Raw genomic sequence first — 25,121 nt, 5'->3', positions numbered from 1 at the left:
GGCATCGGGCGTTTGCTGGCTTACCACCTGGTTCAGGCTGTTGTAACGGTATAGGGTGGGCATGGTATGCTTACGCGGATAGGATTCTCCCAACAATCTCTTCTGTGCCACTAACGCAAGCGTGTCCGGATGCCGGCTAATGTTAACCCCTTCCGGCGGAATGGTTTTTACCAGGTTGCCCGCCTGGTCGTATATAGTATAAGGCATAATGGTACTCGCTTACATTGCGCTTTACGGTAAACTGTTCAAGGGCGGCCACACCAAGACATTTGGCCGTGTACAGGCTGTCGAATATATTATTCAGTGAATCTTTGTACATGGTATATATATCCATACCCGAATTAAAGACCAGCGTGCTGCTGTCGGAGCAGGACGGATCGTACACCTCTTCATAGGTGAGTGTTGGGGAAGAAGGCTCGTTTTTGCCGCAGAGGAGTAAGCCCGCCGGGAAGCTGGTATTGGGTTCAGTATACCAATCGGGTTTATGCCCACACTTAGAAAGGTAGAGACTGTCTACCTGCGCGTCAGTAAGGTTGGTGTTAAACTTGTTATTAATAAATTCTGAAAAAGCGTTAATTGTTTTAAAACTATTTAGCACGGGGGGCATAGCTATATTTGATGGTACCGGCTGATTAGGAGTAGTTGCGTTAGCTAATAGCACTTTAAAACCAATGCTTTCTAATTGAGTTTTATCTGCTAATCCGGATGCAGAAGCTCCTGCATTTCCTCCTGAACTTAAGTCAATTCTTGAATTCAAGAAGACAGGCAAATAAACGTTGCCCTCAAAAATATCCCGGATTTGTACTGGTGGCGCTACATAAAGGCAGAGAGATTTTTTACTGACTACCTGCCCGACATTAAAAACTTCAAACGAAAAATCAGCGGGTTAAATTCCCGGGGGGATAGCCTGGACTTTTCAGAGCAAGAAAAGAAGTTGATACGACAGACTGTAACGAAAATGGTAAGGCAATCACTTCTGTAGAGCGATATATCACATCAGACCGTCAAAAAAGCACATAATAGTGTAAGGAATTCCTAAACGGAAATTTGTATGTATATCCCTCTACTGGATCAATAAAGGCCTTCCCCATAAACGGCTTCTTTTTCATTTGAATGATCTTGGAAACGTAAAAACCATTATCAATATAGGATTCCTTTTCAAATTTCTCAGTTGTCGAATAAGTAAAAAAGTTCCTAAAAAAAACAGGTGTATCCTTACTGTCGAAACTAACGGTTTTAATATCAATTTTCTTCTTGGGCGCCGAGGGATCAGAAATTGAACCTGTTTTATAGCCTTGCATTTCCTGCAGGTTGTTCATATATGTAGAATTCCGCTTTAAATATTTGTGACCTGGGAGCCAGAAACGTAATTCTTTCCGGCTTTGTCACTTTGGTTTGGGATGCTGAGGAACCTCGCTTCTTTTCAATCAACACAGCCCTTAGATCAAGTCCGGTATAGAAAACACCTGAGACGACATTTCCCTGGTAATAGCTGTTTGTAATTGAATTCACCTCATCCATCCAGTAATCAAATTTGAGGGTATTTTTTACAAAGGAGCTTTTCTTCCAATCCAAGTATACAGGAATATCCAATTTATTGTAAATGGTATAGGATATCACCCCTTTGTTTGCCCAAAATGAATAGTGTATGCTGAATGTGTCATTTTCAAAATGGTAATACCCATTATCCAATTTCATATCGGATGTAGTCTTTGTCTCATAAATGCGGGCAAACTTATTGTTGCAGGAGAGGGCAACCAAGCCAATAATAATGATCAGTAGGTATCTTTTCATAATTTAGGAGTTGATGCTTTAAATATAATTAAAACAAATAATAAAACAGCAAATACCCCGGTTAAGTATAACCGCTGGGAAAGAAGTAAAAAACAACCTAATTGACCGGAAGTGTCGGAGTTGTGTCGGAAAGGGTAAAAACTAAAAAAGGCTTCAATCTTTGAAACCCTTTGCAGTATTACGTGACCCCGCAGAGACTCGAACTCTGGACCCGCTGATTAAGAGTCAGCTGCTCTACCAACTGAGCTACGGAGTCGGGAAAGAGGCCAAAAGTATCAAATTACTTTTATATTCTGCGCGCCAGCTATCCAAATAGAAAATAAAAATACTAAGTAGCCAACCTTATTATGTGCAATATCCGGCGGAAAGCGCTTATCCGTTTTTCTTTGCTAAATTGCACTTTACATATGATCGCTGCATCAGAAACAGTAAAATTAATTGAATGTCCGCGCGATGCCATGCAGGGCTGGAGCCGTTTTATTCCAACGCAAAAGAAAATTGATTATATCAATACCTTACTGAAAGCAGGGTTCGACACCATAGATTTCGGCAGTTTTGTTTCGCCCAAAGCCATGCCTCAAATGGCAGATACACATGAGGTGGTAACTCAACTGGATATTTCCGGCACCAGCACAAAACTATTAGCCATAGTAGCCAATGAGCGCGGAGCAAAAGAAGCCCTGCAATACGATGCCATTAGCTGCCTCGGTTTCCCTTTCTCCGTTTCAGCAACTTTTCAGCTCCGCAATACCAACAGTACTATAACTGAATCACTAACAAGGGTTGAAGCTATACAACAGCTTTGCATTACGCATAAAAAACAATTAGTAATATATCTTTCCATGGGGTTCGGAAATCCGTATGGCGATCCGTACAGCGAAGAAATTGTATACAAATGGGCAAAAGCCATACAACAATTAGGCGTTACCGTTATTTCCTTAGCCGATACGGTAGGTTTGGCTACGCCTGAGCAGGTAACCCGTGTTACTGCTCATTTGATCAACGCCCTGCCTGGTATAGAAATTGGTGTACACCTGCATTCCACTCCTGTTCACCGTTTACAAAAGATTGAAGCTGCATTTAAAGCAGGCTGCCGCCGGTTCGATGGCGCATTGATGGGTATTGGCGGTTGCCCTATGGCTAATGACGAACTGGTGGGTAATATGGATACGGTACAAATGATCAGCTATTTTTCAAAGCTGGGACTATGTGATCAGCTTGATATGGAAGCCCTGCAGCAAAGTATTATTATGGCCCAAACTATTTTTATGTAGTATGACGAACTTCAGATTAGCATTAAACATACCGCCTTTCGCTCAAAAAATCAATCACCGCCAGAAGCTGTTTTTATCGGGCTCCTGCTTTACGGAACATATTACCAAGCAACTTGCTGATAATAAATTTACCACGCTTGAAAATCCAAATGGTATTCTTTTTAACCCGGTAAGCATAGCGGCATCAGTAGTATCTTATATAGAACAAAAACTGTATAGCGAAGATGACCTGTTTTATTACAATGAACTTTGGAGCAGTTGGGATCATCACAGCCGCTTCTCCCATCCTGATAAACAAACCGCATTGCAGCAAATGAATGATTCACAGCAGGCTGCACACGCTTATTTGAAGCAGGCCGACTGGCTGATATTAACTTTAGGTTCAGCATTCGTATATGAATGGATAGAAAAAACATCTCCATTGTACACGGCAAAAAACAGGAATACGCATATTGTAGCCAATTGCCATAAAGTGCCTGCAAACAGGTTCAGGAAAAAGCTATTGACCGCCGAAGAAGTGTTTACTGTTTTAGATAATCTGCGGTACAGGCTAATGCTGTTCAACCCCAACATTAAAATTATATACACCATAAGCCCGGTACGACATGCAAGAGACGGGCTGGTGGAGAACAACAAAAGCAAAGCCACTTTAATACAGGCGGTTCACCATGTTGTTGAAAAATTTGAAAACCATTTTTATTTTCCTGCATACGAACTGGTAATAGATGACCTGCGGGATTACCGCTTTTACGCGGAAGACATGGTTCACCCCAATTACCTGGCTACGGCTTATGTATGGGAAAAGTTCACAGCCGCGTGTATTGACCCATCGTGTTATGCAGTAATGAAAGCCATGGAAAAGATCAATATCGCTGTGAAACACCGCCCTTTCAATCCCTTATCTGAAGCGCACCGGCAATTTTTAAGCAGCCACTTTACTAAAGTGCAGGCATTGCAGGAGCAGTACCCTTATTTGAATTTCACAGAAGAGCTGAAACATTTTGGCGGCAGTTAAACTTCCTTTCTCAGTACCTCTAACGGCGGCGTGTTTACTATTCCCCTGCTGTTAAACAATCCTATGGCAACGGTAAGCAGGGATATGGAAAAGAATAATGCAAGTATGGGCATTAATGACGGATTGAAGGCAGCATCGAAGCTATATTTTGCCAAAATATAGCTACCCGCAAGCGAAAGCAATATGCCGGTACCTGCCGCAAGCGCACCCAGGAAAAAATATTCCAAAGCGGTAATTGTATACAGTTGCTTCCGGCTGGCGCCGAGCGTACGCAACAATACCGTTTCCTGTATACGCTGAAATTTACTTACATAAACGGAGGCAATGAGTACGATCAATCCTGTGATGATACTAAAAGCAGCCATGAAACGGATCACAAACCCAATTTTACCCAGCACTTCATCCAGTACTTTTAATATAAGCCCCAGGTCAATAATGGATACGTTAGGAAACTGGCGCACCACCGCCTGCTGAAAAGCCGCAGAAGCTTCGTTAGACGGCACACGGGTAACCAGCACATGAAACTGCGGCGCATCATCGAGTACGCCTGCAGGAAAAATAACACGAAAGTTGGTTTGCACCCTTCTCCAGTCTACATCCCTGAAACTGCCCACAATAGTTGGTATAAGGGTGCCCTGTACATTAAACAGGATACTATCTCCTATGGATACCCTAAGATGACGGGCGTAGCGCTCTTCTAATGATATGTAAATATTGTTGCCGGGCGTATATGGTTTTGCTTCTAATTTCCCGGCAGTTATCTTTTCCGTATTCGTTAACGAATCGCGGTAGGTAACACGTAATTCTCCTTCAAAGGCCCTGGCAGGTATGCCGGATATGGAATCCTTTTTTGCTTCCGCCGCATTCTTTCCGTTTATCTCTTCTATGCGCATCGTAACAATAGGCACATCCTGGTACAGCGGCAAATGATATTGCTTTACCAGTTTTGCCACCGCAGTTTTTTGGCTGGTTTGAATATCAAACAATACCATATTGGGCTGATTATTGCTGGCAGACATGGATACACGGCTCATGAGTATACCCTGCATAAAATACAATGTGCCGATAAACAGGGTTCCTAAACCTATGGTAACCACCAATAAAATAGTTTGGTTATTGGGACGATACAAATTGGCAAATCCCTGTCGCCATAAATAATTAAGGGAGGATGGGAAAAAGCGGCGTACGGCGCCCCGCAGCAATACAGCCACGGCTGTTAGCAACAAAAAAGCGGCGAGTATAGCTGCCGTAAAAATAAATGCCTGCGTCCAGCTCTGCATTTGCAGCCTTGCAAAGAACGCGATGAAAAGAAGTATGGCGGCAAACAGGAGTACCTGCCAGGGATTACGCCATGCCGGCGCCTGTTCAACAGATACCCGCAAGGTATATAGCGGAGAAATACTGCGTATAGAAAGCAGGGGCAGCAAACCAAATAAGAAAGAGAGGATAACGCCCAACCCTATTCCTTTGGCAACAGATGGCCATGAAACAGAAGTACTGATTTGTACAGGTATAATATCTTTTAATACAAAAGGCAAAACCTGTTGCGCTGCCGTTCCTAACAGGGCACCGGCTACTGCGCCGATAAACCCAAGCGCTGTTATTTGTACCAGGTAAATCAGGAAGGTTTGCTTTGTACTGGCGCCAAGGCAACGCAGTATAGCGATAGCGGGTATTTTTTCGCGGATATAAATATTAATGGAACTGGCTATGCCTATACAACCTAATAATAAAGCGATAAAACCAATGAGTGCAAGAAATTGGGAAACATCTTCAAACTGCCTGCCGGTGTCTCTTTTGCGGGATTCAGCCGTTTCATAATCCAGCCCTTTGCTTTCCAGTAACGGGCTTATAGCGGCAAGCTGCTTATCCATCGCTTTCTGATCATCGTACCTGAAGTAATAACTGTAATTAAACCTGCTCCCTTTTTGCAAAAGCCCGGTTTGCTGCAGGTACCTGAACGGGATATATACCGGCGGAGCAATAGTGGTGGAAAGCCCGGAGCGGCCGGGCGCCTGTGTAAGCATCCCTGCTATAACAAAAGTAAGCTCACCTACGCGTATGGAGTCTCCTGCTTTTGCATCAAACTGCAGCATGAGTGTTTTGTCTACCAGTGCCTCCTGCCCCTTACGGAAATCAATACCCGCTTTTTCCGGAACCGTTTCCAAACGGCCGTAATAGGGATAATCACCCTCAAGCGCCAATACCTGCACCAGTCTCGTTCCGTTGTTTTTTGTAAAATAAATCATGGAAGCGAACCGGCATTCCTGCGAACGCTGATTACCCAGGGTATCCAGCATCGTTTGTGCAGAACTGTCCGCAGCTTTATTGCTCTCAATCACCAAATCGGAGCCCAGCAGTGCTTTAGCCTGGTTATTGATATCATTTCGTACATGATCGCCCAGCGAAAAAATAGCTACCAAAGCCGCAATACCCAGCACAATAGAAGACATAAATAGCACCAGCCTGGAACGGTTGCGCCGGCTATCGCGCCAGGCCATCTTTAAAAGCCACGGGATATCTGATTTTTTATTTGGCAAAAGCCGGTCTGTACTCATGTATAATCATTAAACCCCCAGCGTTGCATTACTGGCAGGCTCGTCTGCAATAATATGTCCCCCTTTTAAACGGATGATGCGCTGGGTACTTTCCGCCAGTTCGGAATTATGGGTAACAATAATTAACGTGGTACCCGCTTCCCTGTTCAGTTCAAAGAGCAATGATACAATCTTCGCGCTTGTTTCGTCATCTAAGTTGCCCGTAGGCTCATCAGCAAATAATATTTCAGGACGGGTAGAAAAAGCACGCGCTATGGAAACCCGTTGTTGCTCTCCGCCGGATAATTGCGCCGGATAATGGTGTATACGATCGGCTAATCCTACTTTTTCAAGCAACGCGATGGCGCGGGGACGGATATTTTTTTCTCCCTGTAATTCTAAGGGAACCATTACATTTTCAAGGGCGGTAAGGGTAGGTATCAATTGAAAATTCTGGAAAATGAACCCTATATAACGGTTACGGATAAATGCTCTTTCGTCTTCACTCCTGTCATCCAGCCGCATTTTACTGAACTCAATGGCGCCGGTGCTTGCCCTGTCGAGCCCTGCGCACAAGCCCAGCAAAGTGGTCTTCCCGCTGCCTGAAGGACCTACAATAGCTACAATAGAACCTGCCTCCACCGTAAAATTAATGTTATGAAGCACCGTAAGCTTTTTGGCGCCGCTTTGATACGTTTTGCTTACGTTATGTACATTTAGTATAGCATCCATTTTCAAGTTTTTCATATCGTTTTATAGCGCCGGTATTTGTTTCTGCTACGTGCAAATATGGCGTTTTATTTTGTGCAAAAATACAGTTTGACGTATGAACAGTTAATTGTTTAACCCCAAATTACCCTGTTTGGATAAGAGCTGTTTAAATTACCGTATTTTTAAAATTTACTGAACAGCTTTATAGAATAAATTAGTGATGTTATGAAGAAACTAAGCTCTTACGGAATTTTGCTGCTGCTATTATGCACAGCCTGCGGCAACCCCGGCTCCGTTCCATCCCGCGCTCCGGAGAACAGCGCCACACCAAAAACAGTGCAGCCTTCATCTCCGGTAAAGTATATTGTATTTTTTGGCAATAGCCTTACTGCCGGGTATGGTCTTGACCTTTCCGAAGCCTACCCCGCATTGATACAGGCTAAAATTGATTCTTTACATCTTCCCTATAAAGTTGTAAACGCGGGATTAAGCGGTGAAACTTCGGCGGGTGGCAACAGCAGGGTTGACTGGATACTAAAACAACCGGTACAGGTTTTTGTGCTGGAATTAGGCGGCAACGATGGTTTACGGGGAATACCGCTTGAAGAAACAGAAAAAAACCTGCAGCAGATACTGAATAAGGTAAAAGAAAAATATCCCAATGTAAAACTCATGCTGGCCGGTATGCGCGTGCCACCCAATATGGGAAAACAATACAGTGAAAAATTTCACACTCTTTTTATTACACTGGCAAAAAAGAATAACATTGCTTTTCTGCCTTTCCTGCTGGAAGGAGTAGGCGGAGAGCCGCAGTTAAACCAGTCTGATGGCATACACCCTACTGCCGAAGGACAAAAGATAGTGGCCGAAAATGTATGGACGGTGCTGAAAGACCTATTGGATGATAAAAATAGTTAATTGCTTACCTTTGCGGGATATTAACATACAGGGTTATGGCAACATTTTCTGAACTTATTAATGGTGATAAGCCGGTATTGGTTGATTTTTATGCCACATGGTGCGGTCCGTGTAAGATGATGACGCCGATCCTTGAAACATTAAAAAAAAGCATCGGCGATGCGGCTTCAATTATAAAGATAGATGTAGATAAGAATCCTCAAACCGCTGCTGTCTACCAGGTGCAGGGTGTACCCACACTTATTTTATTTAAGCAGGGAAAAGTATTATGGCGGCAGTCCGGCGTTGTACAGGCCCATCAGCTTCAGCAAATCATTAATCAATACAGCAACAATGCGTAAATCACCTTTTCTGCAAACTGTTTTCGCTTTATTTTTATCATTAAGCGTTTTTGCCCAGCAGCAAACCGGCGTAAAGCTATTGCCTGCAAAGATATTTGCACAAAGCTTAGACTCAGCGGTTCACAAACAGGTTATTGACGTTCGCACGCCCGAAGAGTTTCAATCCGGGCATATTGCCGGAGCAAAGAATATTAATATTTATGACGCGGATTTTAAAGTCAGGCTTGCAATGATAAACAAAGCACAACCCGTATTTGTTTACTGCAAGGTTGGCGGCAGAAGCGCGAAAGCCGCCGGCACATTGCATGATCTGGGCTTTACTAACGTGTATGATTTGCAGGGCGGCATGATGGAATGGGAAAATAATAAACTGCCTGTAGCTTTTGAGAAAGATGCGGAAAACCAAACTGATACCTTTACCTTCTCCGATTTTGATCAATTGCTTGCCGGAAACAAGGTATTGCTGGTTGATTTTTATGCGCCATGGTGCATACCCTGCAAGCAAATGGAGCCGTCATTGAGAAAACTTGAAAAAAAACACAAAGGTAAAGTAGCTTTTTCCCGCATTAACCTGGATAAAGCCAAACCCTTAGCGCAAAAACTGAATATCGAAAGCATTCCTGTAATAGCTGTTTACAAAAACGGAGTAGAACTTAAACGGGTTACCGGCTTTCAGTCCGCTTCCCAACTCAGGGAATTGATAGCGTATTTATTGAAAAACTGATGCAGGTGTTGCATTAAAATATTCTATTAAATTTTATTAATCCGAATTTTGAATGTTTGGAAAGGAGGATCAGTTTGAGATTACTTACGTTTCTGAACATTTACAACAAACATGGGTACACATAGTTTTTTAATATCACCCTATATTTTCCTATGATATGCTATTGTGCCTGTGTGTTGAGATAACAAATACACCGAAGACACATATCATATAAAAAAAACCGTACAAACCCGGTACTATTGCCTTACCAGCTTCCCCCTGCTCCGCCACCGCCAAAACTGCCGCCACCAAATCCGCCAAAACCCCCACCGGAACCGCCGCCGCTCCAGCCGCCGCCTCCCCTGCTTCCACCGCCACCGGGGAACCAGAATACAGGAGGGATACCCGTTTCACGATAACCACGCCGGCTCATAAATGAACCTCCTCCACCACCCCCTCCAATACGGGAAATAATAATAACAATAATAAATATGATGAATATGATAAGGGGTAACGGAACACCTTTTTTCTTCCCCCTGTTTGCATATCCTTCGGGTGGCTGGTACTCACCCGCGGCAGCCTGCATAATAGCGGTAGTGCCTTCATCAATACCCCGGTAGTAATCATTGCCTTTGAAATTGGGAAGGATCTCATTTTCTACGATCTGCTTACAGGTTATATCCGGCAGGGCGCCTTCCAATCCGTAACCAGGGGCTATAAAAACCTTACGATCGTCTTTGGCAATTAAAAAAACCACGCCATTGTTAAATTCTTTATTGCCTACTCCCCATGTACGCCCCAATGCTGTAGCATATTCATACGGATCGTAATCATTTAATGTTTTTACTATAACAACTACAACCTGGTTGGAAGTTGTATCATCATAATTTTTGAGCTTATGCTCCAGGTTTTCCTGTTGCAATTGAGTAAGCGTACCCGTATAGTCATTAACTAATCGCGGCGGATTGGGTGCAGCAGGAATAATTTTATCTATTTGCGCAGAAGCACCCAGGGAGATAAAGAACAGTATGACAAAAAAATACTTCTTCATTTTCCAAACACAATTTCATCCGGCAATTCATTCCTGTCGGTTTCGGCTATATAGGGAAAATGTTTACATAAAGCCTCCCCTATATTCTTCACCACCTTTATAATGCCATCCGCATGGTTCGCAGCACTGAATGCATTGAGCATATGCCCAACTTCTGCTTTCCAGAAAGCTTCGCCTACCCTTTGGTGAATACCTTCATCGCCATATACCGCCAATTGATGATCCCTGATGGCTATATATACGATTACCCCGTTACGTTGTTCTGTTTTTTCCATCTTCAGTCCGTAAAACAGTTCTATAGCCCTGTTTACAGGATCCATAAACCGGCAACGGCTTTCTACATATACCCGCACCTCCCCGCTGGTGAGCTTTTCAGACTCCCGGATAGCAGACACAATACGCTGGTTATCTTCAGGTGTAAAAAAATGCTTGGTTCTGAATGGAAAAAGCCTCATGAATGGGGGGAGAGTTTAAAATTTCACTTCCGGTGCAGTATCAGCGCCTGGTTCAGCGGCAAAGAATCCTTTTTCTTTGAACCCAAACATTCCGGCGTACAATGCATTAGGAAATGTTTTTACTACAGTATTGTAATCCTGCACGGCTGTATTAAAATCATTGCGCGATACCTTGATCCTGTTTTCCGTTCCTTCTAATTGCGATTGCAGGTTAAGATAATTCTGATTGGCTTTTAATTCGGGATATCGTTCTACCGTTACAAGCAAACGGCTTAGTGCACCGCTTACTTCACCCTGTGCCTTTTGAAACTGGGCCAGCTTTTCCGGCGTAAGGTCATCGGCATTAATATTTACCTTAGTGGCATTGGCACGTGCCTGGATAACCTGCGTAAGGGTTTCCTGCTCAAAGTTGGCCGCGCCTTTCACGGTATTTACAAGATTAGGTATAAGGTCAGAACGGCGCTGGTATTCGCTCTGCACGTTCCCCCACTTACCTTTTACGTTTTGATCCAATCCAACCATTTTATTATATCCACCGCAACCGCACCCCCCTAACAATAATATAGCACCTATAACAACAATTAATATAAGATTTTTCGACTTCATCTGTAGTGTTTTTTATTTAGTAAATGTACATATCAAAATATTAATATTTGCAAAAGTTTACCTGGTATTCTGAAAGAAGTCTCCTGCCACCAGATTAATCTCTTCATTGCTCATTCTTTGTTTTCCGGAAGCGATTACTATCCTGTAGCGAAAGGTAACCGACTGCCCTTGTTTTAAAGCAAAGTTGAGGGTTTCCTTTCCGTTACTGAATGCTTTTTGCCCTAAAGGATTGGCAGCAAACAATCCGTAACCCCGTGCATGCCAATAAGTGGGGTAGCCTGCATTGCGGGGATGATCAATAATAACAATACTGGTAGTATCGTTTCCCTGTTTTCCATACAACATACACCATTGCGCCCTGGTACCCCAGGCGGCATCACCTTCTTTGCCCTCGCTTGTAATGTAATTTCCGGATGGAGCGCTATCCGCACCACCTTCTACTACCGTAACATTTCCCTTATCATCTTTAAATTCTTTTTTTTCTTTAGAAGGCATCTCCAGTTCATGTGCCAGGCGCAAACCCAGCATCCCGTCTTTCACATCCGGCATATTTACATCCTGCGCCGCGGTAAGTGTGGTTACCCTGTCTATAATTCTTTTATCTTCGTCTGCCCTGAAAAAATAAGTAGTGGTTTCATTCAGCAAAACCTGGTTTTTCTGGTTTTCCCAGGTAGCCTGCATCTTTAATTCCCCTTTTTTACCTCCTTTGGTTTTAAGGATCTTCTTCGTTTTTATCCAGCCGTACTTGCTTTTTTTATCTTCCGGGATAGCATAGGAATTGTTCCAGAAATCAAGTCCGTTCACACTTTCATAGTTCAGCCATAAGCCGGTGTGGTGAGGATGGTCGGTAGGCTCGTTGGGGCGGGGAGCAAAAGGAAACCCGCGTGTAACCAGTTGCCCATCGGGAGCATATACAGGATATAAAAAAGGTTTTTCAAGCGTATCGGTATATACCAATTCTGTAAAAGGCTTGCCAGCGGCGGTAATGGTTACTTTTTTTGAGGCGTCAACCGGCGTTACTTCAATGTTATACACCTGCAATTTGCTTTTGGAAGACTGCCCGTAAGCGGTAACAGCGCATATACAGCACAGCGCCGGAAAAGCATACCTAAGAAAAAAGGAGTTTCTTTTTGTCATAATTAAACATTTATAAAATTAGTACCCTGTTGATCAATAGGACTTTTATTATTAAAAAACTTTCATTACAGCCACTGCAAAATACTATAATCTGCTTTGTTTACAACCCGCAAAAGATAAAACTACTCTTCTTTCACTTAAATTTATTGATCAAAAAAGCCAAAGGTCAGGAAATACGTGATCTCCTGACCTTTGGCTTTAAGTTAAGTCCGATAAAATATCTGCTACTAAGAAAAAACTGCTCTTATTGCTGTTAAAATGCGGTTACGTTCTTCATCTGTTAAATTAGAGCCCGAAGGCAGACATAAGCCGTTTTCAAATAATTTTTCTGCCGTACCATCGCCATAAAACGGAGCATCTTTAAAAACAGGCTGGCAATGCATGGGTTTCCACAAAGGACGGCTTTCAATGTTTACCTTATCCAGGGCCAGCCTGATCGTTTCCCGTGTAATAACCGGGTGTTTGATCAGCACTGTAGTAAGCCAGTGATTAGAATAATATCCATCAGGTTCCTTTAAAAGCTGTATAGCATCTGTGTCATTCAAAACTTTACCATACCATTCAAAATTTGCCCTGCGTTGCAAAACGCGTTGAGGCAGCACTTCCATTTGTCCCCTTCCAATACCTGCGCATATATTACTCATCCTGTAATTATAGCCAATATGAGAATGCAGGTAATGGGGCGCGGGATCGCGGGCCTGGGTAGACAGGAAGCGGGCTTTTTCGGCCAATTCGGGCTGATGCGCTACCATGGCTCCGCCTCCCGATGTTGTAATAATTTTATTTCCATTAAAAGATAAGGCAGCTATCACACCGTAGGTACCACACATTTTTCCGTTAATATGGCTGCCCAGCGCCTCTGCTGCGTCCTCAAGCACAGGAATCTCATATTGGTTGGCAATTGCCATGATCTCATCCATTTTGGCAGGCATTCCATACAAGTGAACAGGTATAATTGCTTTAGGCTTCCTGCCCTTAGCTATCCTGTCTTTGATTGCCTTTTCCAAAAACTGGGGCGACATATTCCAGGTGTCGGATTCGCTGTCTATGAATACAGGTGTGGCGCCCTGGTAGGCGATAGGATTCGCTGAGGCCGAAAAAGTCATGCTCTGGCAAATTACCTCATCACCGGCTTTAATACCAAGCAGTATCAATCCTAAATGGATGGCTGCTGTGCCGGAACTTAAAGCTGCCACGTGAATATTGTTTTCATTTTCAGGCAAAAGAAAGCGGGCGATATCTTTTTCCAGTCCGTTTACATTCGGCCCAAGCGGCGCCACCCAATTGCTGTCAAATGCTTCATTTACAAATTTGCTTTCATTACCACCCATGTGGGGTGAAGAGAGCCATATTTTAGGTTGCATAATATTAATTGAATGACCATTGTAATTAAAGAACTACTCCTGCGGTACCCGCATGAGTTTGTCGTATTTTGAATAAGCTTCACCAATCCTGAATTGCAGAAAAGATTCGATATCTTTATTGCCTTTAACCCATTCAATGAGCACAGCAGCGAAATCGGCGCCAGCCTCATAAGTAAAAGGATAACCGCCTCCAAAACGAGGGTTTAATTCCAGAATATAATACCCGTTAGCAGTTTCAAAAACATCGCAATCCAAATTACCTATATGCCCAAGCTTTTCGCCTAATATCCTTCCAATATCAGATAATGCTTTATTTTGAACAGATACGGATTTGTCTGTTTCTCCTGCCCGCATAGCCAGTTTCTTTTTGGAAAAAGCTTTTACAAACTCACCGGACAAGCTATTGAGTACGTCCATTCCATATTCCTGCCCGTTTATTTTCTCCTGGATAAGAATTGCGTGATCTGCATCAGCATTACTCGCATTCGCCAGAATTGATTTACGCAGGCGGATATCCAATAACCGGTAGGCCATTAACAGCTCTTCTCTTGAATCCACAAACTCTATACCTATTGATGCACTTCCCCACCTGGGCTTTACTACAACAGGAAACAACATATCGCCCGTAGCAACCGCTTCCAAAGCCTTATTAATATCAATAAATGTTTTTGGTGTAGCCAGTCCTATCTCTTTTATGAACTGAGTAGTTTTCCATTTATCGAAGCAAATATCAATTACGTCAATATCAGACACTACAACTTTTACTCCCATTTTTTCGATCCTGTGTTTTTGTGTTGCTATAATAGGGAGTTCCAGGTCGTTAAGAGAGATCAGTAACCGGATATCATGGTCTTTACAAATTGTTATTATTTGGTCTATATATCCTGAGTGATAAATAGAATCTACCTTAATAGCTATATCGGCATCTACCAGCGCGGGTGCATTTATTTGCATATCGGTGGCTATAACTTTTCCGGAACCGCGCAGCGCAGTTTTAAAATAGTTAACCAGATAGTTCCTTCTGCCGGCACAGCTTAATAAAATATTCATATTTTGAGCTAATATAATATTATTTCGTTCCCTTCTTGATATCAGGTTTTTTCCCTCCCCTTTGTACAATTAGCGAATCTATCTGAGGTGTTAAAGTAATATCTTCCTGCTTTACTACTTTTAAGATGGTTTTATACACAATTTTGAAGTCCGTGCCAAAAGAAATATTTTCAACATATTTTACATCCAATTCCAGCCTTTCATTCCATGGCAAATGATTGCGTCCTGACACCTGAGCCAAACCTGTAATACCGGGCTTTGTAAAATGCCGCTTCCGTTCTCTTTCCGTATAATAAGGCAAAAATCTAACGGGTAATGGCCTGGGGCCTATAAATGACATGTTATCTTTTAAAATATTGATCAATTGAGGTAACTCATCTAAAGAGGCCTTTCGCAAAAATTTCCCCACTATAGTCAGCCGCATATGATCAGGTAATCTGTTTCCTTCATCATCGTACAGGTCCCTCATAGATTTAAATTTGTAAATTGAAAAAACCTTCTCTCTGTATCCTACTCTTTGCTGTAAAAAAAATGGGTTGCCTCTGTAATGTATCCATAATACGATAATCAATATCAAAAAAACGGGCAATAGTAGTATCATCAATAAAGATGCTACAGCGAAGTCCATTGATTTTTTCAAAAAAAGCTTATACATATCTCTCGCCGGAAATTTTTCTTAATATCGTATTGCGTCTGTAACCTTTTTATGAAACCGCGCAGGATTCCCAATCCACAATTCCCCGTCTGGAATATCAGACACTACAACGGAACCTATGCCAATGGCTGCATACCGTCCTACTTTTTGCCTGCCTCTTATGGTAGCATTAAATCCAATCCAAACTCCGTTGCCAACACTAACATAAGATCCCGTGCAGGAAGTAGCAGCAACAAAACAATGTTTACCCACTATTGTATCATGACCTATATAGGCGTTACTCATAATCAAAGAACCCAATTGTATGCTGGTACCGTGCGAAATATTTGCGTTCGGCATAATCACAACACCCGGTGCAATATCTGCACCAGGAGCCACATAAGCAAGCGGATGAATAAAAGTAAACAAACTACTTTCAGCAATTCCGAGATTATTAAATAACTGAATGCGCTGAGGCTGGCCGCCAATCTTGTAAATAGTGAAAATAAACTTATAGCCCTGTGCCTCAAATGCAGGAGCATCCGACAGTTTGCCCAATACAGGAATATTATTAATTTCCTGCCCTGCTAAAGCATCATTCAGTATTCCTGCAAATTCAATATCACACCCAAACTTTTGGTTTGCATGCCTGATGGCATTCCCAATGGAAACCGCCGGGCCCGGACCTCCAATTACAATAACGCTGTTCATAAAATAGAAACCTTAAAATTCAACGATTCTATAATTATCGCTTCAATATAGCCTCAACATAGCTTCAATATAAAAAATTAATATCCCTTTGCATAATTTACTATATGAGTCAAACTTTCGCCTTTCCCGAACCTAAGGAGATTATCCAATGCATCTGATATGTTTGGATCTTCCCCGCTAATATTTATTGCACGATAAGGTGACATTACAATGTTATCAAATAAAGACAATTGTTTTTCTGCATCCGGTATCTCCGGATACCAGTTATCAATTGCAAATCCGCCAATAAGTTTATGCTCCAGCGCATAAATTAAAGCATTAAAATCAATGATCTCACCTCTGGAAATATTTATCCAGATACTTTTACGGGAAGCTGACTGAAACGCGTCTATACCTATCATTCCCCTTGTTTCTCCGGTGAGCGGGCATGCAACAAAAACAACATCGCTTCTTTTAATCAATTCTTCTAATCCGGCATATGTTCCACCCAATAGTTCGCTTTCAGGCTTGTTTGTCGCGGAATTAATCAAAAAATGGGTAGTATATGCTTGAAGTAATTGGTGAATAGACTTACCGATATGTCCATATCCTATTATTCCAATATACTTTCCGAAAAGCGTGTATGAATTAAAATCTATCCCGGGTAAACTTCGTAAAGATTTAATATCGTTTGCCCGTAACAGACGGTCAAAACAAGTGATCTTTTTTACCAGGCTATGCAACATTGCTGTTGCAAATTCTGCTACGTATTTAGAGTGGGCCTGGGTTTTGCAAATTGTTATTCCCTTTTTTTCAAGCAATTGCAAATTCAACCTGTCTACTCCAGTTCCTGCCAACTGAAAAACCTTAAGGTTATTGGCGGATTCTATAACGACATCCGGCAAAAAAGATCCAAAACATACAGTCGCTCCCGCTATCTTTTCCTTCAAATATAACGGATCAAAAGAGGAGGCAAATTCAATTTCGAAATATGGTAATAAAGCTTCAGTAAACCTCTCTTTTATCTTAGCTGACATTTTTTGTAAAACCAATAATTTCCTCACTATTGCAGAAATTTTTTTATCCCTTCTATTCCTGATCTTATTTCCTTTTCTTTACCGGCAAAAGAAATCCGAACGTAATCATCCCAATTTTCACCAAAAGCAATGCCTGGTGTTACCGCTACGTTTTGCTCATCCAATAGCCCGGCAGCAAAGTCGTCCGATTTCAATCCTTTAGCAGATACATTAACAAAACAAAATAAGCCTCCCTGCGGTTTAATTACCTGCAAACCCGCCGCATTTAATTCGTCTGTTATGTACCCTGCCATTTTCCGAAGGTGCATATTATAGCTATTTAAATAACCCCTGTCAATATTATAAATTCCTTCTAATCCTTTTTGAATAAAAGAAGTAACATTTGTGTTGATATGCTGAACAAGTGTACTAATGCTTTTGCGCTGTTTCTTGGGTACCGCCATATATCCTATTCTCCAACCTGTCATTCCAAAAGACTTGCTGAATCCGTTAATGGTAAATACCCTGCCGGCAACTTCATTGTAAGAACCCGGACTAATCATACCATATTGTCCAAAATTCAAATATTCATATATTTCGTCCGAAATCAGGTATATTTCACTATCGCTAAGAAGTGAAATAAGCTGGTCGAATTCAGCGCGGGTAAATACCTTGCCGGATGGGTTATTGGGAGAATTAAGAATAATGCATTTTGTTTTTCCGGAAATAGCCGCTTCTATCATTTGAAAATCCAAAGAAAAATCACCCCTGCATAAATCAACATTTTTAATAATTGCATTGGGTTCAGCAATTTTTATCTGGGGAACATAGCTTACATAACACGGGGAAATATTTATTACCTCATCCCCTGGCTGAAGTATAGCCATCAGTGCGAGAATAAGTGCCTGTTTGGCGCCAAATGTTATGCAAATATCATCTTTTTCACAGGGTATCCCATTTTCGTTTTGCAACTTTTGAGCGATATGCAGCCTGAGGCTATCGAGCCCCATGCTATTGCCATATTTATTAAACCCGTTTTTTGCAGCCGCAGATACGCTTTCAATAAGCTCCACCGGAGGATCAAAATCGGGTTCGCCTAATCCCAGTGAATATATTATTTCACCTTTTGCAATTTTTTCCTTCGCTTTCTGACTAAATTTTAAAGTAGCAGAAGGCTGAACTTCCTTTGATATAAACATATAAAGAGTAACTTTAGGAGGGAAAGTTTATAAACTTACAAAGTCTGCGATCATAACTATTAACCGAACGAAAATGTATAGCACCTAATCTTCAATCGCAACCGCTAAATTCCTGCATAGTCACACTTTCCCCTGCATTGATCCCTTCGCTTTTCAGAATCTTAAGTATGGTTAGTATGCCAATTTTAAAATCTAAAAGGAACGAATAGTTATTGACATACCATACATCATACTCGAACTTTTGTTCCCAGCTAATCGCATTGCGTCCGTTTACCTGAGCCCATCCGGTAATACCCGGTCTTATTTGATGTCGCAGCTTTTGTGTTTCATTATACAGAGGCAAATAAGATACTAACAGCGGCCTTGGCCCAATCAAACTCATCTCTCCTATAATAACGTTTAAAAGCTGGGGAATTTCATCAAGTGATGTTTTTCTTACAAACTGTCCGATTGGTGTCATTCGCAAATTATCAGGCAATAACTTCCCACCACCATCCATTTCATCAGTCATTGTCTTAAACTTAATAACTTTAAATATCCGTTCCCCTTTACCAGGCCTTTCCTGAAAAAAAAATGGCTTCCCCCTGTTTACAATAAAAAGCAATATTGTTATTACAGCAAAAAAAGGAAAAACAATAATAAAAACTATTGTAGCAATCAGGCAATCAAATAATCTTTTAAAAAAAGACCTATACATGACAAACAACTGGTTTTTTTTAAAAAATAGAATAGAGGTAAGGGTGTCGGGAACGCACCTGGTGCAAAAAAGAAAATCAAAACTGTAAAACAGTTCCTCCCCACGAATACCCTACTCCAAAACCCGCCACAAGCACTTTTGAACCTGCTTTAATTTTGTCTTCAAGCAAAGCGTGCTTCATAGCAATGGGTATGGTTGATGAAACCGTGTTTCCGCAACGCTCCATATGTATGTAAAACTTTTCTGCGGGAATCTTGATCTTTTTACGAAGATAGTCAAGCATAAATTTGTTTGCCTGGTGAAAGATGAACAGATCAATATGTTCCTGTTGCAGTTCGTTCCTTTCCAGCGTATCCTTTACAAGAGCGGGTACGGATTCCAGGGTGAAATTGAAAATTTCGGTACCATTCATGTAAAGATAATTATCATTAAAAAAATTGCCATCTATATCTGTTCTCATAGACTGATCCTCTGTTTTGGGAAACCGCATTGCCCCATTTTTAACTATAAGGTTTTTAGCTCCTTTCCCCTCCGTTCCCAGTACTACTTTACCAATCTTTGCACCTGCCGGGCTAGCCGTTATTAATGCTGCTGCTGCCGCATCGCCAAAAATTGACCGGTTTCCCTTGTCATCGGGATGCAAAAAACGGCTATAGGTTTCTGCAGTAATCAAAAGCACATTGTCCACATCTCCGGAAGCAATGAGCCCTTTTGCAAGACCCAATCCATACACAAATCCGGAACAACCCTGGTTAATATCTATGGCGCCGGCCGCTGAAGACAATTGTAATCTTTCGTGTACCAGGCAGGCGGTAGTGGGCAAAAAATAATCCGGGCTTTGCGTGCATAATATCAGATAATCAATATTGTCCGGATTAAAATTATTCTCTTTAAAAAGATTTTGTGCTGCCGCTACTGCCAAATCAGAAGTAAATTCATTCTTAGCCACTACTCTTCTCGCAGATATACCTACCTTATTCATGATCTTATCCACACTCCATTCCGGAAAAACTGTACTAAGCTGTTCATTGGTAAGCTCCCCGGAAGGCAAATAATAAGCAATGGCTGTTAAGTGCGCTAATGGAAAATCTGGCATCGGTTATTTGCCGTTTTAAATTTCTATTAATTCAGGAACGGTAATATTGTTACACGCGGTATACATAGTACCCCAGGACAATCCTACTCCAAAACCGCAAAGCAGGAGCCTGTTGTTTTTTTGCTGTAAATCAGTTCTCATTTCCGTAACCATCGTAAGCGGTATTGACGCTGAACTGGTATTTCCAAAATGTTGAAGGGAATAAGGGACTTTATTTTCGGGAAGGTTTAATTTTTTTCTAATCTTTTCATTCATCATTTTATTGGCCTGATGAAACACAGCGTAATCAATATCATCATTGGTAATGGCAAGATGCTCCATTAATTTTTTGCAGGTTTTTGGCACTTCGCTGATCCCAAAAGAGAAAACATCAAATCCATCCAAATGCAAGCTATGTGGTAACCTTACCAATCCTTCCGCATTGGTATATTCTTTCAGCGACTGCTCTGAAAAAGGTTTACGAAAACCTCCCTCGGGAATCATAATTGCTTTATAGCCGGCGCCATCTGTAGCCATATGGCAATACAACCCTTCTGAATTTTCGTCATACTCCAGCAGCGTAGCTGCCCCCGCATCTCCAAACAGCATGCTGCTGCTTTTATCTTTGGGATATGGCGTTTTTGACGCTGTATCACCTACCAATAAAAGACCTTTTTTTATTTGACCAGATGTTAGGTAAGACGCAATCAGATTCAATCCATACACATAGCCACTGCATCCTAATGGCACATCAAATGCAAGGGTTTCCCTGCTGAGTTGCAACCTGTCCTGGATAATACAGGCCGTATTAGGCAAAAAATAATAATCTGGAGTCTGGGAAACAAACACAAGCATACCAATGTCGTCTTTATCGGTATGTGATTCTTCCAAAAGTTTTTCGGCTGCAACAACACACAAATCCGAAGTGCACATCTCCGCTCCCGACACCCTCAGCTCTTCTACCCCCACATTATTGATAAATGCATTGATATCGTTTAGCGTGAAATGAATATTATCGGTATTCTTCACCCTGTTTTTAGGCACACAGGCGCTAACGCCTTTTATTGTTACAAATTTATTATGAAGTAAAGCCATATATATAAATTAATCAAGAAGCTTATATCTGCCGCCATCTAACGTAAGAGATTGGCCAGTCATCCATTTTGAAGCATCTGATAGTAAAAAAATAGCAGCATTGGCAACATCTTCCGGAGTACCATAGCCCAACGGGTATTGCGCCTTGTCTTTTTCAATCGCTTCTTTAGAAAGAACATCTTCCATTTCTGAAGCCATTGCGGTTTGAACCATACCCGGCTCTATGGTGTTCACCCTTATTTTTTGTGATGAAAGCTCATTAGCAATAACCCTGCTGGCTGCAGACATGGCCCCTTTGCTTCCGGTATATAATAACGATGACTTAGTTCCTATTTGTTGCGCTACAGACGAGATTAATACTACAGAGGAGTTGGTGTTTCGCTGCAGCTTTTTATGCCGGGTGATCTGAGCAAGCAAAAGAACCATTGAAAAATAATTAACATTCATCACTTCTTCAAGGCTTTGCCGTTTAATGAATTTCAGTGGAGATAATTTTGATATCCCCACAGCATGCACCAGCCCATTAATTTCAGGTATCCCCGCCACTACTTTCTCAATACCTGCATCCGATGCCAGATCCGCCTCTATGAACGAAGCATTGTCTTCACCCAGTTCCTTTACCATTTCACTTAAAAGGTCCACACGCCGGGCTACACCAGTTACCTTTCCCCCGGAAGTTACAATAGACCTGCAAATATTTAAGCCGATACCCGATGAAGCGCCTGTTACAAGAATATGCCGCCCCTGAAGCGAAAAAACTGTCTTTTCTGTCATCTGCAAACAGTTTCACTGTTATATTAAATACCATGTTACTTAGCGCTTAACCGCTCAAATAACTGCCCAATAGTTTCGGTTTCTCTCAAATCCGCACCCGTGATCTTTTTGTTGTAATTCTCATCTACCATTGCAATGATCATTAGTGCAATCATAGAACTCCACTCATCTATTTCTTTAAACTTTGTGTCTATAGTAATAGCAGAGGGATCGGTGTCATCAAATTGTTCTGCAAAAGATTGTAAAAACTGGTTTTTATCCATATAAATTGGCTTGAAAATTGAAATAGTTCAGTTTTTTTATACTTAATCTGTTAATCAATACGTCATCTCAAACTTAGCATAATCCTCATACACCGGTAGACATTGCAGGTACACCCATATAATGTCCATCATCTTTAATGCTTTTGAACAAAATAGACATGGGGGCTATAACATTCCTGTTCCCCACTTTTTTATACTGCAAAATCCCGGAATTCATGCCAAAATCATTCTGGTCTCCGATTTCCACTCCCCCGGAAATGAGGGTTGAAGTGGCAAATGTATTGTAATTGCCGATAATGGTATCATGCCCCACTCTCACACCGGCATTAAAAACATTATAATTGCCGATTTTATTGTCGGCAGACAAAGAAGAAAAAGACTGAATGATATTGCCTTTACCTATAACCAGGGATTCAAAATGCAAAGACTGGCAGGAAGGATGAAAAAGATTAGGAAAGTTCAATTTATCAAAACTGAGTTTTTGCAGGATGGACAGTATGTTATTAGATTTACCGGCTGCTATGACGACATCGGTCTCCTCTCCTATCTGATTCAGGTCGTTTATCGTGCCCAGTACCCGGAAATCCGTAAAGAACTTTCCCTCCGGCACATTATCATCGAAAAAACCTATAAAGTCCCACTGACAATCTTGTTTGTTAATATCACTAATAGTTAAACATACCTCTTTTGAAAACCCACCAGCCCCGGCAATAGCAATTTTTCTCATCTTAACTTTATTTTGTTCCCGTAATCATGAAGATAAAAAAACAATGAAACCAACTCTGGGCAGGGTAAGGTTGCAAAGATATAGAAATCAGTTAACGATACAATAGGCCTCCCCACTATCCCGGGAATAACCATTCTTTTTTCCCGAAAAATCGTTTCCTCAATAATTTTATCCAACTGGCGAACTGGCGGGACTGAAGACTTGCAGGAAGGAAGAAATAAGAATACCAATTGGCTGTTTTCCAGTTATGAGCAGCTATTTGCCAGGCCCAATTAAATTTTCCTTTAATAAGATATTCCAAAACCTGACGATGCAGAAACCTTCGGTAAAATCTCTTTTCGTCTTTATCACGATAGCTCTCAGAAGGGATATGATAGAGCCATAATTCCTGAGGCTTACGCAATACTACCATAGCTCTGTTTTCTGCCTGCAGCCTGTAACTTACCTTAATTTCAGGTGTTGCTGCAATAGAAACCGACCTGGCTATTCTTGCCCACATATCATAATCTTCTCCACGCCGGATGCCGGAATTAAAATAGCCAACTTCTTCAAACGCGCTTTTCTTTATACACACCGAAGACGAGTTCATGACCGGCCCGGTATACATCTGTTTAAAAAAGTCCGGTATAATTCCACGCTTTTTTGCGCCAAAAGTATTTAATGTTTCAGTTTCGTATTTACAGGCAAATCCGGTAGTATAGCATTCAGCTTCCGGGTAATCGGCGATCAGTTGCCTAATGGTTTCTAAAAAGTCCGGCTCCCAAAGGTCATCTGCATCCAGAAGAGCTATATATGCACCCCCGGCAAATCTAATACCTTCATTCCGAGCGTTTGAAACGCCTCCATTAGGTTTATCCACTATTCTGATCCTGCTATCCTGAATATCAGCTACAATGTCACGACTCTTATCGGTACATCCGTCATTAATGACCAATAACTCAAAATCTGTAACCGTTTGCTTCAGCACCGATAATATCGTATTTTTAATGCTCTTTTCTTTATTGAAAAGAGGCATAACAACCGAAAACATTATTATAAATTATATTTTTTATATATCATTAAAAGACACAGCTTCGCTTTCTAAGTCCCAAAATTAGAAATGCTTTAAGAGGAACATGCTTAACGTGTTTGGAAGCTAAATATGATATGTTTCCAGATTAATAGCACTATTTTCAGTAAAATATAATTTTGGTCCTCTGACGGGAACTTACTATTTTTTTTTAAAACACGTGGTTTCAATAAATGCAAATTTATTCCCAATCTCATTCTTTTTATATTATTACCAGTATTATTTTTTTGTAAATCAATTCAGTACGATTTTTTTTTCAACTTTATCCTTTTTCAAACTTTACTTATTATATGCTTGTAAAAATAAAATCCTGATGCCCTGTTTTCTTTCTATACTATTGATATATAATAAATTCTGATCAATATAATATGGGGTTTAAAAAGTAGCTCTATCTTTGCGCCTCAATTTAATATTGCCGGTATCCATATGGGTTAATTGCAAAACACATTTTTTGAAGCCTTCCTGCCAGGATTGTCTTAAAAAAGAAAAGCCTGCTCTGTCTTTTTCCACTTATCTTCCTATACCCTTTAAAAAGATATGGGCATGTACCACATATTGATGCTAAACTTGCGTTATTGCTCTGCATGTCAGTAACATTAAAATGTGACTGAGTGGGCGAAGCTTTGTAATTATTGCCAGGGTAAGCGCAATATTTTTAATTAAAAAGTCATAGCGTTGCTATATGCCTTCGTTTTTTTTAACTATATTAAGTTCGTTAAACATACATTCATCTATGTATAAATCACGATTCCTCTTCTTTATTGCAGGCATGCTATTATTATTGAGTTCCTGCCGTACAGGTAAGGAGCTGGCGCTATTCCAGGATCTGAACTCCGAACAGGATGCCAAAGTGCAGCAGGTAAGAACAGCCGCTTTTGATCCCCTCCGCCTGCAAACAGACGACCAGTTGCAGATCGTTATCAGCA

28 protein-coding genes and 1 tRNA gene are annotated in these 25,121 nt (G+C 41.3%); 6 read left to right on the top strand and 23 right to left on the bottom strand.

From position 1 onward, the window contains the following. The 4 genes from VL121_RS11185 to VL121_RS11170 all read right to left on the bottom strand — a co-directional run. Positions 1-207 (bottom strand): hypothetical protein (locus tag VL121_RS11185; RefSeq protein ID WP_325405234.1); only part of this gene is annotated, 207 nt, incomplete at its 3' end. Next, positions 143-757 (bottom strand): hypothetical protein, encoded by a 615-nt coding sequence (locus VL121_RS11180; RefSeq protein WP_325405232.1) that lies wholly within the window; start codon positions 755-757, stop codon positions 143-145. The genes VL121_RS11185 and VL121_RS11180, both read right to left, overlap by 65 nt. Before the next feature lie 530 nt (positions 758-1,287). After that, positions 1,288-1,794 (bottom strand): hypothetical protein, encoded by a 507-nt coding sequence (locus VL121_RS11175; RefSeq protein ID WP_325405230.1) that lies wholly within the window; start codon positions 1,792-1,794, stop codon positions 1,288-1,290. 183 nt (positions 1,795-1,977) lie between these two features. Beyond that, a tRNA-Lys gene (locus VL121_RS11170) sits at positions 1,978-2,050 on the bottom strand. 151 nt (positions 2,051-2,201) lie between these two features. Here VL121_RS11170 and VL121_RS11165 point away from each other — a divergent pair. Both VL121_RS11165 and VL121_RS11160 read left to right on the top strand, forming a co-directional pair. Further along, entirely contained in the window at positions 2,202-3,068 is an 867-nt protein-coding gene (locus VL121_RS11165; RefSeq protein WP_325405228.1) for a hydroxymethylglutaryl-CoA lyase, read from the top strand. Between the two features lies 1 nt (position 3,069). Beyond that, complete coding sequence (locus VL121_RS11160; protein ID WP_325405226.1) at positions 3,070-4,083, top strand: GSCFA domain-containing protein; 1,014 nt, start codon at positions 3,070-3,072, stop codon at positions 4,081-4,083. Here the strand turns inward: VL121_RS11160 and VL121_RS11155 are convergent. Both VL121_RS11155 and VL121_RS11150 read right to left on the bottom strand, forming a co-directional pair. Continuing rightward, positions 4,080-6,641 (bottom strand): ABC transporter permease, encoded by a 2,562-nt coding sequence (locus tag VL121_RS11155; RefSeq protein WP_325405224.1) that lies wholly within the window; start codon positions 6,639-6,641, stop codon positions 4,080-4,082. The two genes, VL121_RS11160 and VL121_RS11155, sit on opposite strands and share 4 nt — an antisense overlap. A gap of 9 nt (positions 6,642-6,650) precedes the next feature. Then, the gene (locus VL121_RS11150; RefSeq protein ID WP_325405223.1) at positions 6,651-7,367 is read right to left on the bottom strand and encodes an ABC transporter ATP-binding protein; all 717 of its coding nucleotides are present in this window, start codon (positions 7,365-7,367) and stop codon (positions 6,651-6,653) included. 189 nt (positions 7,368-7,556) lie between these two features. Here VL121_RS11150 and VL121_RS11145 point away from each other — a divergent pair, with 189 nt between their 5' ends. From VL121_RS11145 to VL121_RS11135, 3 genes are read left to right on the top strand one after another with little or no spacing between them, the layout of a single operon-like run. Continuing rightward, positions 7,557-8,249, top strand: coding sequence for an arylesterase (locus tag VL121_RS11145; protein ID WP_325405221.1), 693 nt, complete (start codon positions 7,557-7,559; stop codon positions 8,247-8,249). 35 nt (positions 8,250-8,284) lie between these two features. Beyond that, the gene (gene trxA / locus VL121_RS11140; RefSeq protein WP_325405219.1) at positions 8,285-8,590 is read left to right on the top strand and encodes a thioredoxin; all 306 of its coding nucleotides are present in this window, start codon (positions 8,285-8,287) and stop codon (positions 8,588-8,590) included. Then, on the top strand, positions 8,583-9,314 hold the full coding sequence (locus VL121_RS11135) for a DUF6568 family protein (RefSeq protein ID WP_325405217.1): 732 nt from the start codon (positions 8,583-8,585) through the stop codon (positions 9,312-9,314). Before trxA ends, VL121_RS11135 begins: the two co-directional genes overlap by 8 nt. Before the next feature lie 244 nt (positions 9,315-9,558). On the opposite strand, the gene VL121_RS11130 is transcribed toward VL121_RS11135, so the two are convergent. The 17 genes from VL121_RS11130 to VL121_RS11050 all read right to left on the bottom strand — a co-directional run bounded on the left by VL121_RS11130 (position 9,559) and on the right by VL121_RS11050 (position 24,141). After that, a complete protein-coding gene (locus VL121_RS11130) occupies positions 9,559-10,344 on the bottom strand; it encodes a TPM domain-containing protein (protein WP_325405215.1) in 786 nt (261 codons plus the stop codon). Continuing rightward, the gene (locus VL121_RS11125) at positions 10,341-10,799 is read right to left on the bottom strand and encodes a TPM domain-containing protein (protein WP_325405213.1); all 459 of its coding nucleotides are present in this window, start codon (positions 10,797-10,799) and stop codon (positions 10,341-10,343) included. Before VL121_RS11125 ends, VL121_RS11130 begins: the two co-directional genes overlap by 4 nt. Positions 10,800-10,814: 15 nt before the next feature. Continuing rightward, complete coding sequence (locus VL121_RS11120; protein ID WP_325405211.1) at positions 10,815-11,405, bottom strand: LemA family protein; 591 nt, start codon at positions 11,403-11,405, stop codon at positions 10,815-10,817. Between the two features lie 57 nt (positions 11,406-11,462). Next, positions 11,463-12,542: a DUF6807 domain-containing protein gene (locus VL121_RS11115; RefSeq protein ID WP_325405209.1), complete on the bottom strand. Its 1,080-nt coding sequence runs from the start codon at positions 12,540-12,542 to the stop codon at positions 11,463-11,465. Between the two features lie 227 nt (positions 12,543-12,769). Further along, positions 12,770-13,906, bottom strand: coding sequence for a DegT/DnrJ/EryC1/StrS family aminotransferase (locus tag VL121_RS11110; protein ID WP_325405207.1), 1,137 nt, complete (start codon positions 13,904-13,906; stop codon positions 12,770-12,772). Between the two features lie 33 nt (positions 13,907-13,939). Next, on the bottom strand, positions 13,940-14,956 hold the full coding sequence (locus tag VL121_RS11105; RefSeq protein WP_325405205.1) for an ATP-grasp domain-containing protein: 1,017 nt from the start codon (positions 14,954-14,956) through the stop codon (positions 13,940-13,942). 19 nt (positions 14,957-14,975) lie between these two features. Further along, a complete protein-coding gene (locus tag VL121_RS11100) occupies positions 14,976-15,584 on the bottom strand; it encodes a sugar transferase (protein WP_325405236.1) in 609 nt (202 codons plus the stop codon). Between the two features lie 48 nt (positions 15,585-15,632). Continuing rightward, a complete protein-coding gene (locus VL121_RS11095) occupies positions 15,633-16,301 on the bottom strand; it encodes an LbetaH domain-containing protein (protein ID WP_325405203.1) in 669 nt (222 codons plus the stop codon). 77 nt (positions 16,302-16,378) lie between these two features. Continuing rightward, on the bottom strand, positions 16,379-17,317 hold the full coding sequence (locus VL121_RS11090) for an NAD(P)-dependent oxidoreductase (RefSeq protein ID WP_414635414.1): 939 nt from the start codon (positions 17,315-17,317) through the stop codon (positions 16,379-16,381). A 26-nt stretch (positions 17,318-17,343) separates the two neighbouring features. Further along, complete coding sequence (locus tag VL121_RS11085; protein WP_325405199.1) at positions 17,344-18,495, bottom strand: pyridoxal phosphate-dependent aminotransferase; 1,152 nt, start codon at positions 18,493-18,495, stop codon at positions 17,344-17,346. Positions 18,496-18,586: 91 nt separating this feature from the next. Further along, positions 18,587-19,192, bottom strand: coding sequence for a sugar transferase (locus VL121_RS11080; RefSeq protein ID WP_325405197.1), 606 nt, complete (start codon positions 19,190-19,192; stop codon positions 18,587-18,589). 76 nt (positions 19,193-19,268) lie between these two features. Beyond that, a complete protein-coding gene (locus VL121_RS11075) occupies positions 19,269-20,288 on the bottom strand; it encodes a 3-oxoacyl-ACP synthase III family protein (RefSeq protein ID WP_325405195.1) in 1,020 nt (339 codons plus the stop codon). Between the two features lie 15 nt (positions 20,289-20,303). Continuing rightward, positions 20,304-21,362: a ketoacyl-ACP synthase III gene (locus tag VL121_RS11070; protein WP_325405193.1), complete on the bottom strand. Its 1,059-nt coding sequence runs from the start codon at positions 21,360-21,362 to the stop codon at positions 20,304-20,306. Positions 21,363-21,371: 9 nt separating this feature from the next. Then, the gene (locus VL121_RS11065) at positions 21,372-22,136 is read right to left on the bottom strand and encodes an SDR family NAD(P)-dependent oxidoreductase (RefSeq protein ID WP_325405191.1); all 765 of its coding nucleotides are present in this window, start codon (positions 22,134-22,136) and stop codon (positions 21,372-21,374) included. Positions 22,137-22,171: 35 nt separating this feature from the next. Beyond that, complete coding sequence (locus VL121_RS11060; RefSeq protein ID WP_325405189.1) at positions 22,172-22,399, bottom strand: hypothetical protein; 228 nt, start codon at positions 22,397-22,399, stop codon at positions 22,172-22,174. An 85-nt stretch (positions 22,400-22,484) separates the two neighbouring features. Continuing rightward, positions 22,485-23,126, bottom strand: coding sequence for a PglD-related sugar-binding protein (locus VL121_RS11055; RefSeq protein WP_325405187.1), 642 nt, complete (start codon positions 23,124-23,126; stop codon positions 22,485-22,487). Between the two features lie 115 nt (positions 23,127-23,241). Beyond that, positions 23,242-24,141: a glycosyltransferase family 2 protein gene (locus VL121_RS11050; protein ID WP_325405185.1), complete on the bottom strand. Its 900-nt coding sequence runs from the start codon at positions 24,139-24,141 to the stop codon at positions 23,242-23,244. Between the two features lie 787 nt (positions 24,142-24,928). Here VL121_RS11050 and VL121_RS11045 point away from each other — a divergent pair. Then, positions 24,929-25,121, top strand: a 193-nt coding sequence (locus VL121_RS11045) for a hypothetical protein (protein WP_325405183.1), incomplete at its 3' end; no start/stop codon positions are given.

Source organism: Agriterribacter sp., assembly GCF_035497235.1.
Taxonomy (GTDB): domain Bacteria; phylum Bacteroidota; class Bacteroidia; order Chitinophagales; family Chitinophagaceae; genus Agriterribacter.
The sequence above is the reverse complement of the archived record's forward strand: the minus strand, read 5'-3'. Positions and strand labels throughout refer to the sequence as shown.

What these genes read in the sequence shown, in the direction of transcription:
- VL121_RS11135 (WP_325405217.1), top strand. Translation starts at nt 8,583, where the DNA reads ATGCGTAAATCACCTTTTCTGCAAACTGTTTTCGCTTTATTTTTATCA.
- trxA (WP_325405219.1), top strand. Translation starts at nt 8,285, where the DNA reads ATGGCAACATTTTCTGAACTTATTAATGGTGATAAGCCGGTATTGGTT.
- VL121_RS11155 (WP_325405224.1), bottom strand. Translation starts at nt 6,641, where the DNA reads ATGAGTACAGACCGGCTTTTGCCAAATAAAAAATCAGATATCCCGTGG.
- VL121_RS11060 (WP_325405189.1), bottom strand. Translation starts at nt 22,399, where the DNA reads ATGGATAAAAACCAGTTTTTACAATCTTTTGCAGAACAATTTGATGAC.
- VL121_RS11130 (WP_325405215.1), bottom strand. Translation starts at nt 10,344, where the DNA reads ATGAAGAAGTATTTTTTTGTCATACTGTTCTTTATCTCCCTGGGTGCT.
- VL121_RS11085 (WP_325405199.1), bottom strand. Translation starts at nt 18,495, where the DNA reads ATGTTTATATCAAAGGAAGTTCAGCCTTCTGCTACTTTAAAATTTAGT.
- VL121_RS11165 (WP_325405228.1), top strand. Translation starts at nt 2,202, where the DNA reads ATGATCGCTGCATCAGAAACAGTAAAATTAATTGAATGTCCGCGCGAT.
- VL121_RS11120 (WP_325405211.1), bottom strand. Translation starts at nt 11,405, where the DNA reads ATGAAGTCGAAAAATCTTATATTAATTGTTGTTATAGGTGCTATATTA.
- VL121_RS11100 (WP_325405236.1), bottom strand. Translation starts at nt 15,584, where the DNA reads ATGGACTTCGCTGTAGCATCTTTATTGATGATACTACTATTGCCCGTT.
- VL121_RS11115 (WP_325405209.1), bottom strand. Translation starts at nt 12,542, where the DNA reads ATGACAAAAAGAAACTCCTTTTTTCTTAGGTATGCTTTTCCGGCGCTG.
- VL121_RS11150 (WP_325405223.1), bottom strand. Translation starts at nt 7,367, where the DNA reads ATGAAAAACTTGAAAATGGATGCTATACTAAATGTACATAACGTAAGC.
- VL121_RS11105 (WP_325405205.1), bottom strand. Translation starts at nt 14,956, where the DNA reads ATGAATATTTTATTAAGCTGTGCCGGCAGAAGGAACTATCTGGTTAAC.
- VL121_RS11110 (WP_325405207.1), bottom strand. Translation starts at nt 13,906, where the DNA reads ATGCAACCTAAAATATGGCTCTCTTCACCCCACATGGGTGGTAATGAA.
- VL121_RS11090 (WP_414635414.1), bottom strand. Translation starts at nt 17,317, where the DNA reads ATGTCAGCTAAGATAAAAGAGAGGTTTACTGAAGCTTTATTACCATAT.
- VL121_RS11145 (WP_325405221.1), top strand. Translation starts at nt 7,557, where the DNA reads ATGAAGAAACTAAGCTCTTACGGAATTTTGCTGCTGCTATTATGCACA.
- VL121_RS11050 (WP_325405185.1), bottom strand. Translation starts at nt 24,141, where the DNA reads ATGCCTCTTTTCAATAAAGAAAAGAGCATTAAAAATACGATATTATCG.
- VL121_RS11080 (WP_325405197.1), bottom strand. Translation starts at nt 19,192, where the DNA reads ATGTATAGGTCTTTTTTTAAAAGATTATTTGATTGCCTGATTGCTACA.
- VL121_RS11070 (WP_325405193.1), bottom strand. Translation starts at nt 21,362, where the DNA reads ATGGCTTTACTTCATAATAAATTTGTAACAATAAAAGGCGTTAGCGCC.
- VL121_RS11095 (WP_325405203.1), bottom strand. Translation starts at nt 16,301, where the DNA reads ATGAACAGCGTTATTGTAATTGGAGGTCCGGGCCCGGCGGTTTCCATT.
- VL121_RS11075 (WP_325405195.1), bottom strand. Translation starts at nt 20,288, where the DNA reads ATGCCAGATTTTCCATTAGCGCACTTAACAGCCATTGCTTATTATTTG.
- VL121_RS11065 (WP_325405191.1), bottom strand. Translation starts at nt 22,136, where the DNA reads ATGACAGAAAAGACAGTTTTTTCGCTTCAGGGGCGGCATATTCTTGTA.
- VL121_RS11175 (WP_325405230.1), bottom strand. Translation starts at nt 1,794, where the DNA reads ATGAAAAGATACCTACTGATCATTATTATTGGCTTGGTTGCCCTCTCC.
- VL121_RS11125 (WP_325405213.1), bottom strand. Translation starts at nt 10,799, where the DNA reads ATGAGGCTTTTTCCATTCAGAACCAAGCATTTTTTTACACCTGAAGAT.
- VL121_RS11055 (WP_325405187.1), bottom strand. Translation starts at nt 23,126, where the DNA reads ATGAGAAAAATTGCTATTGCCGGGGCTGGTGGGTTTTCAAAAGAGGTA.
- VL121_RS11160 (WP_325405226.1), top strand. Translation starts at nt 3,070, where the DNA reads ATGACGAACTTCAGATTAGCATTAAACATACCGCCTTTCGCTCAAAAA.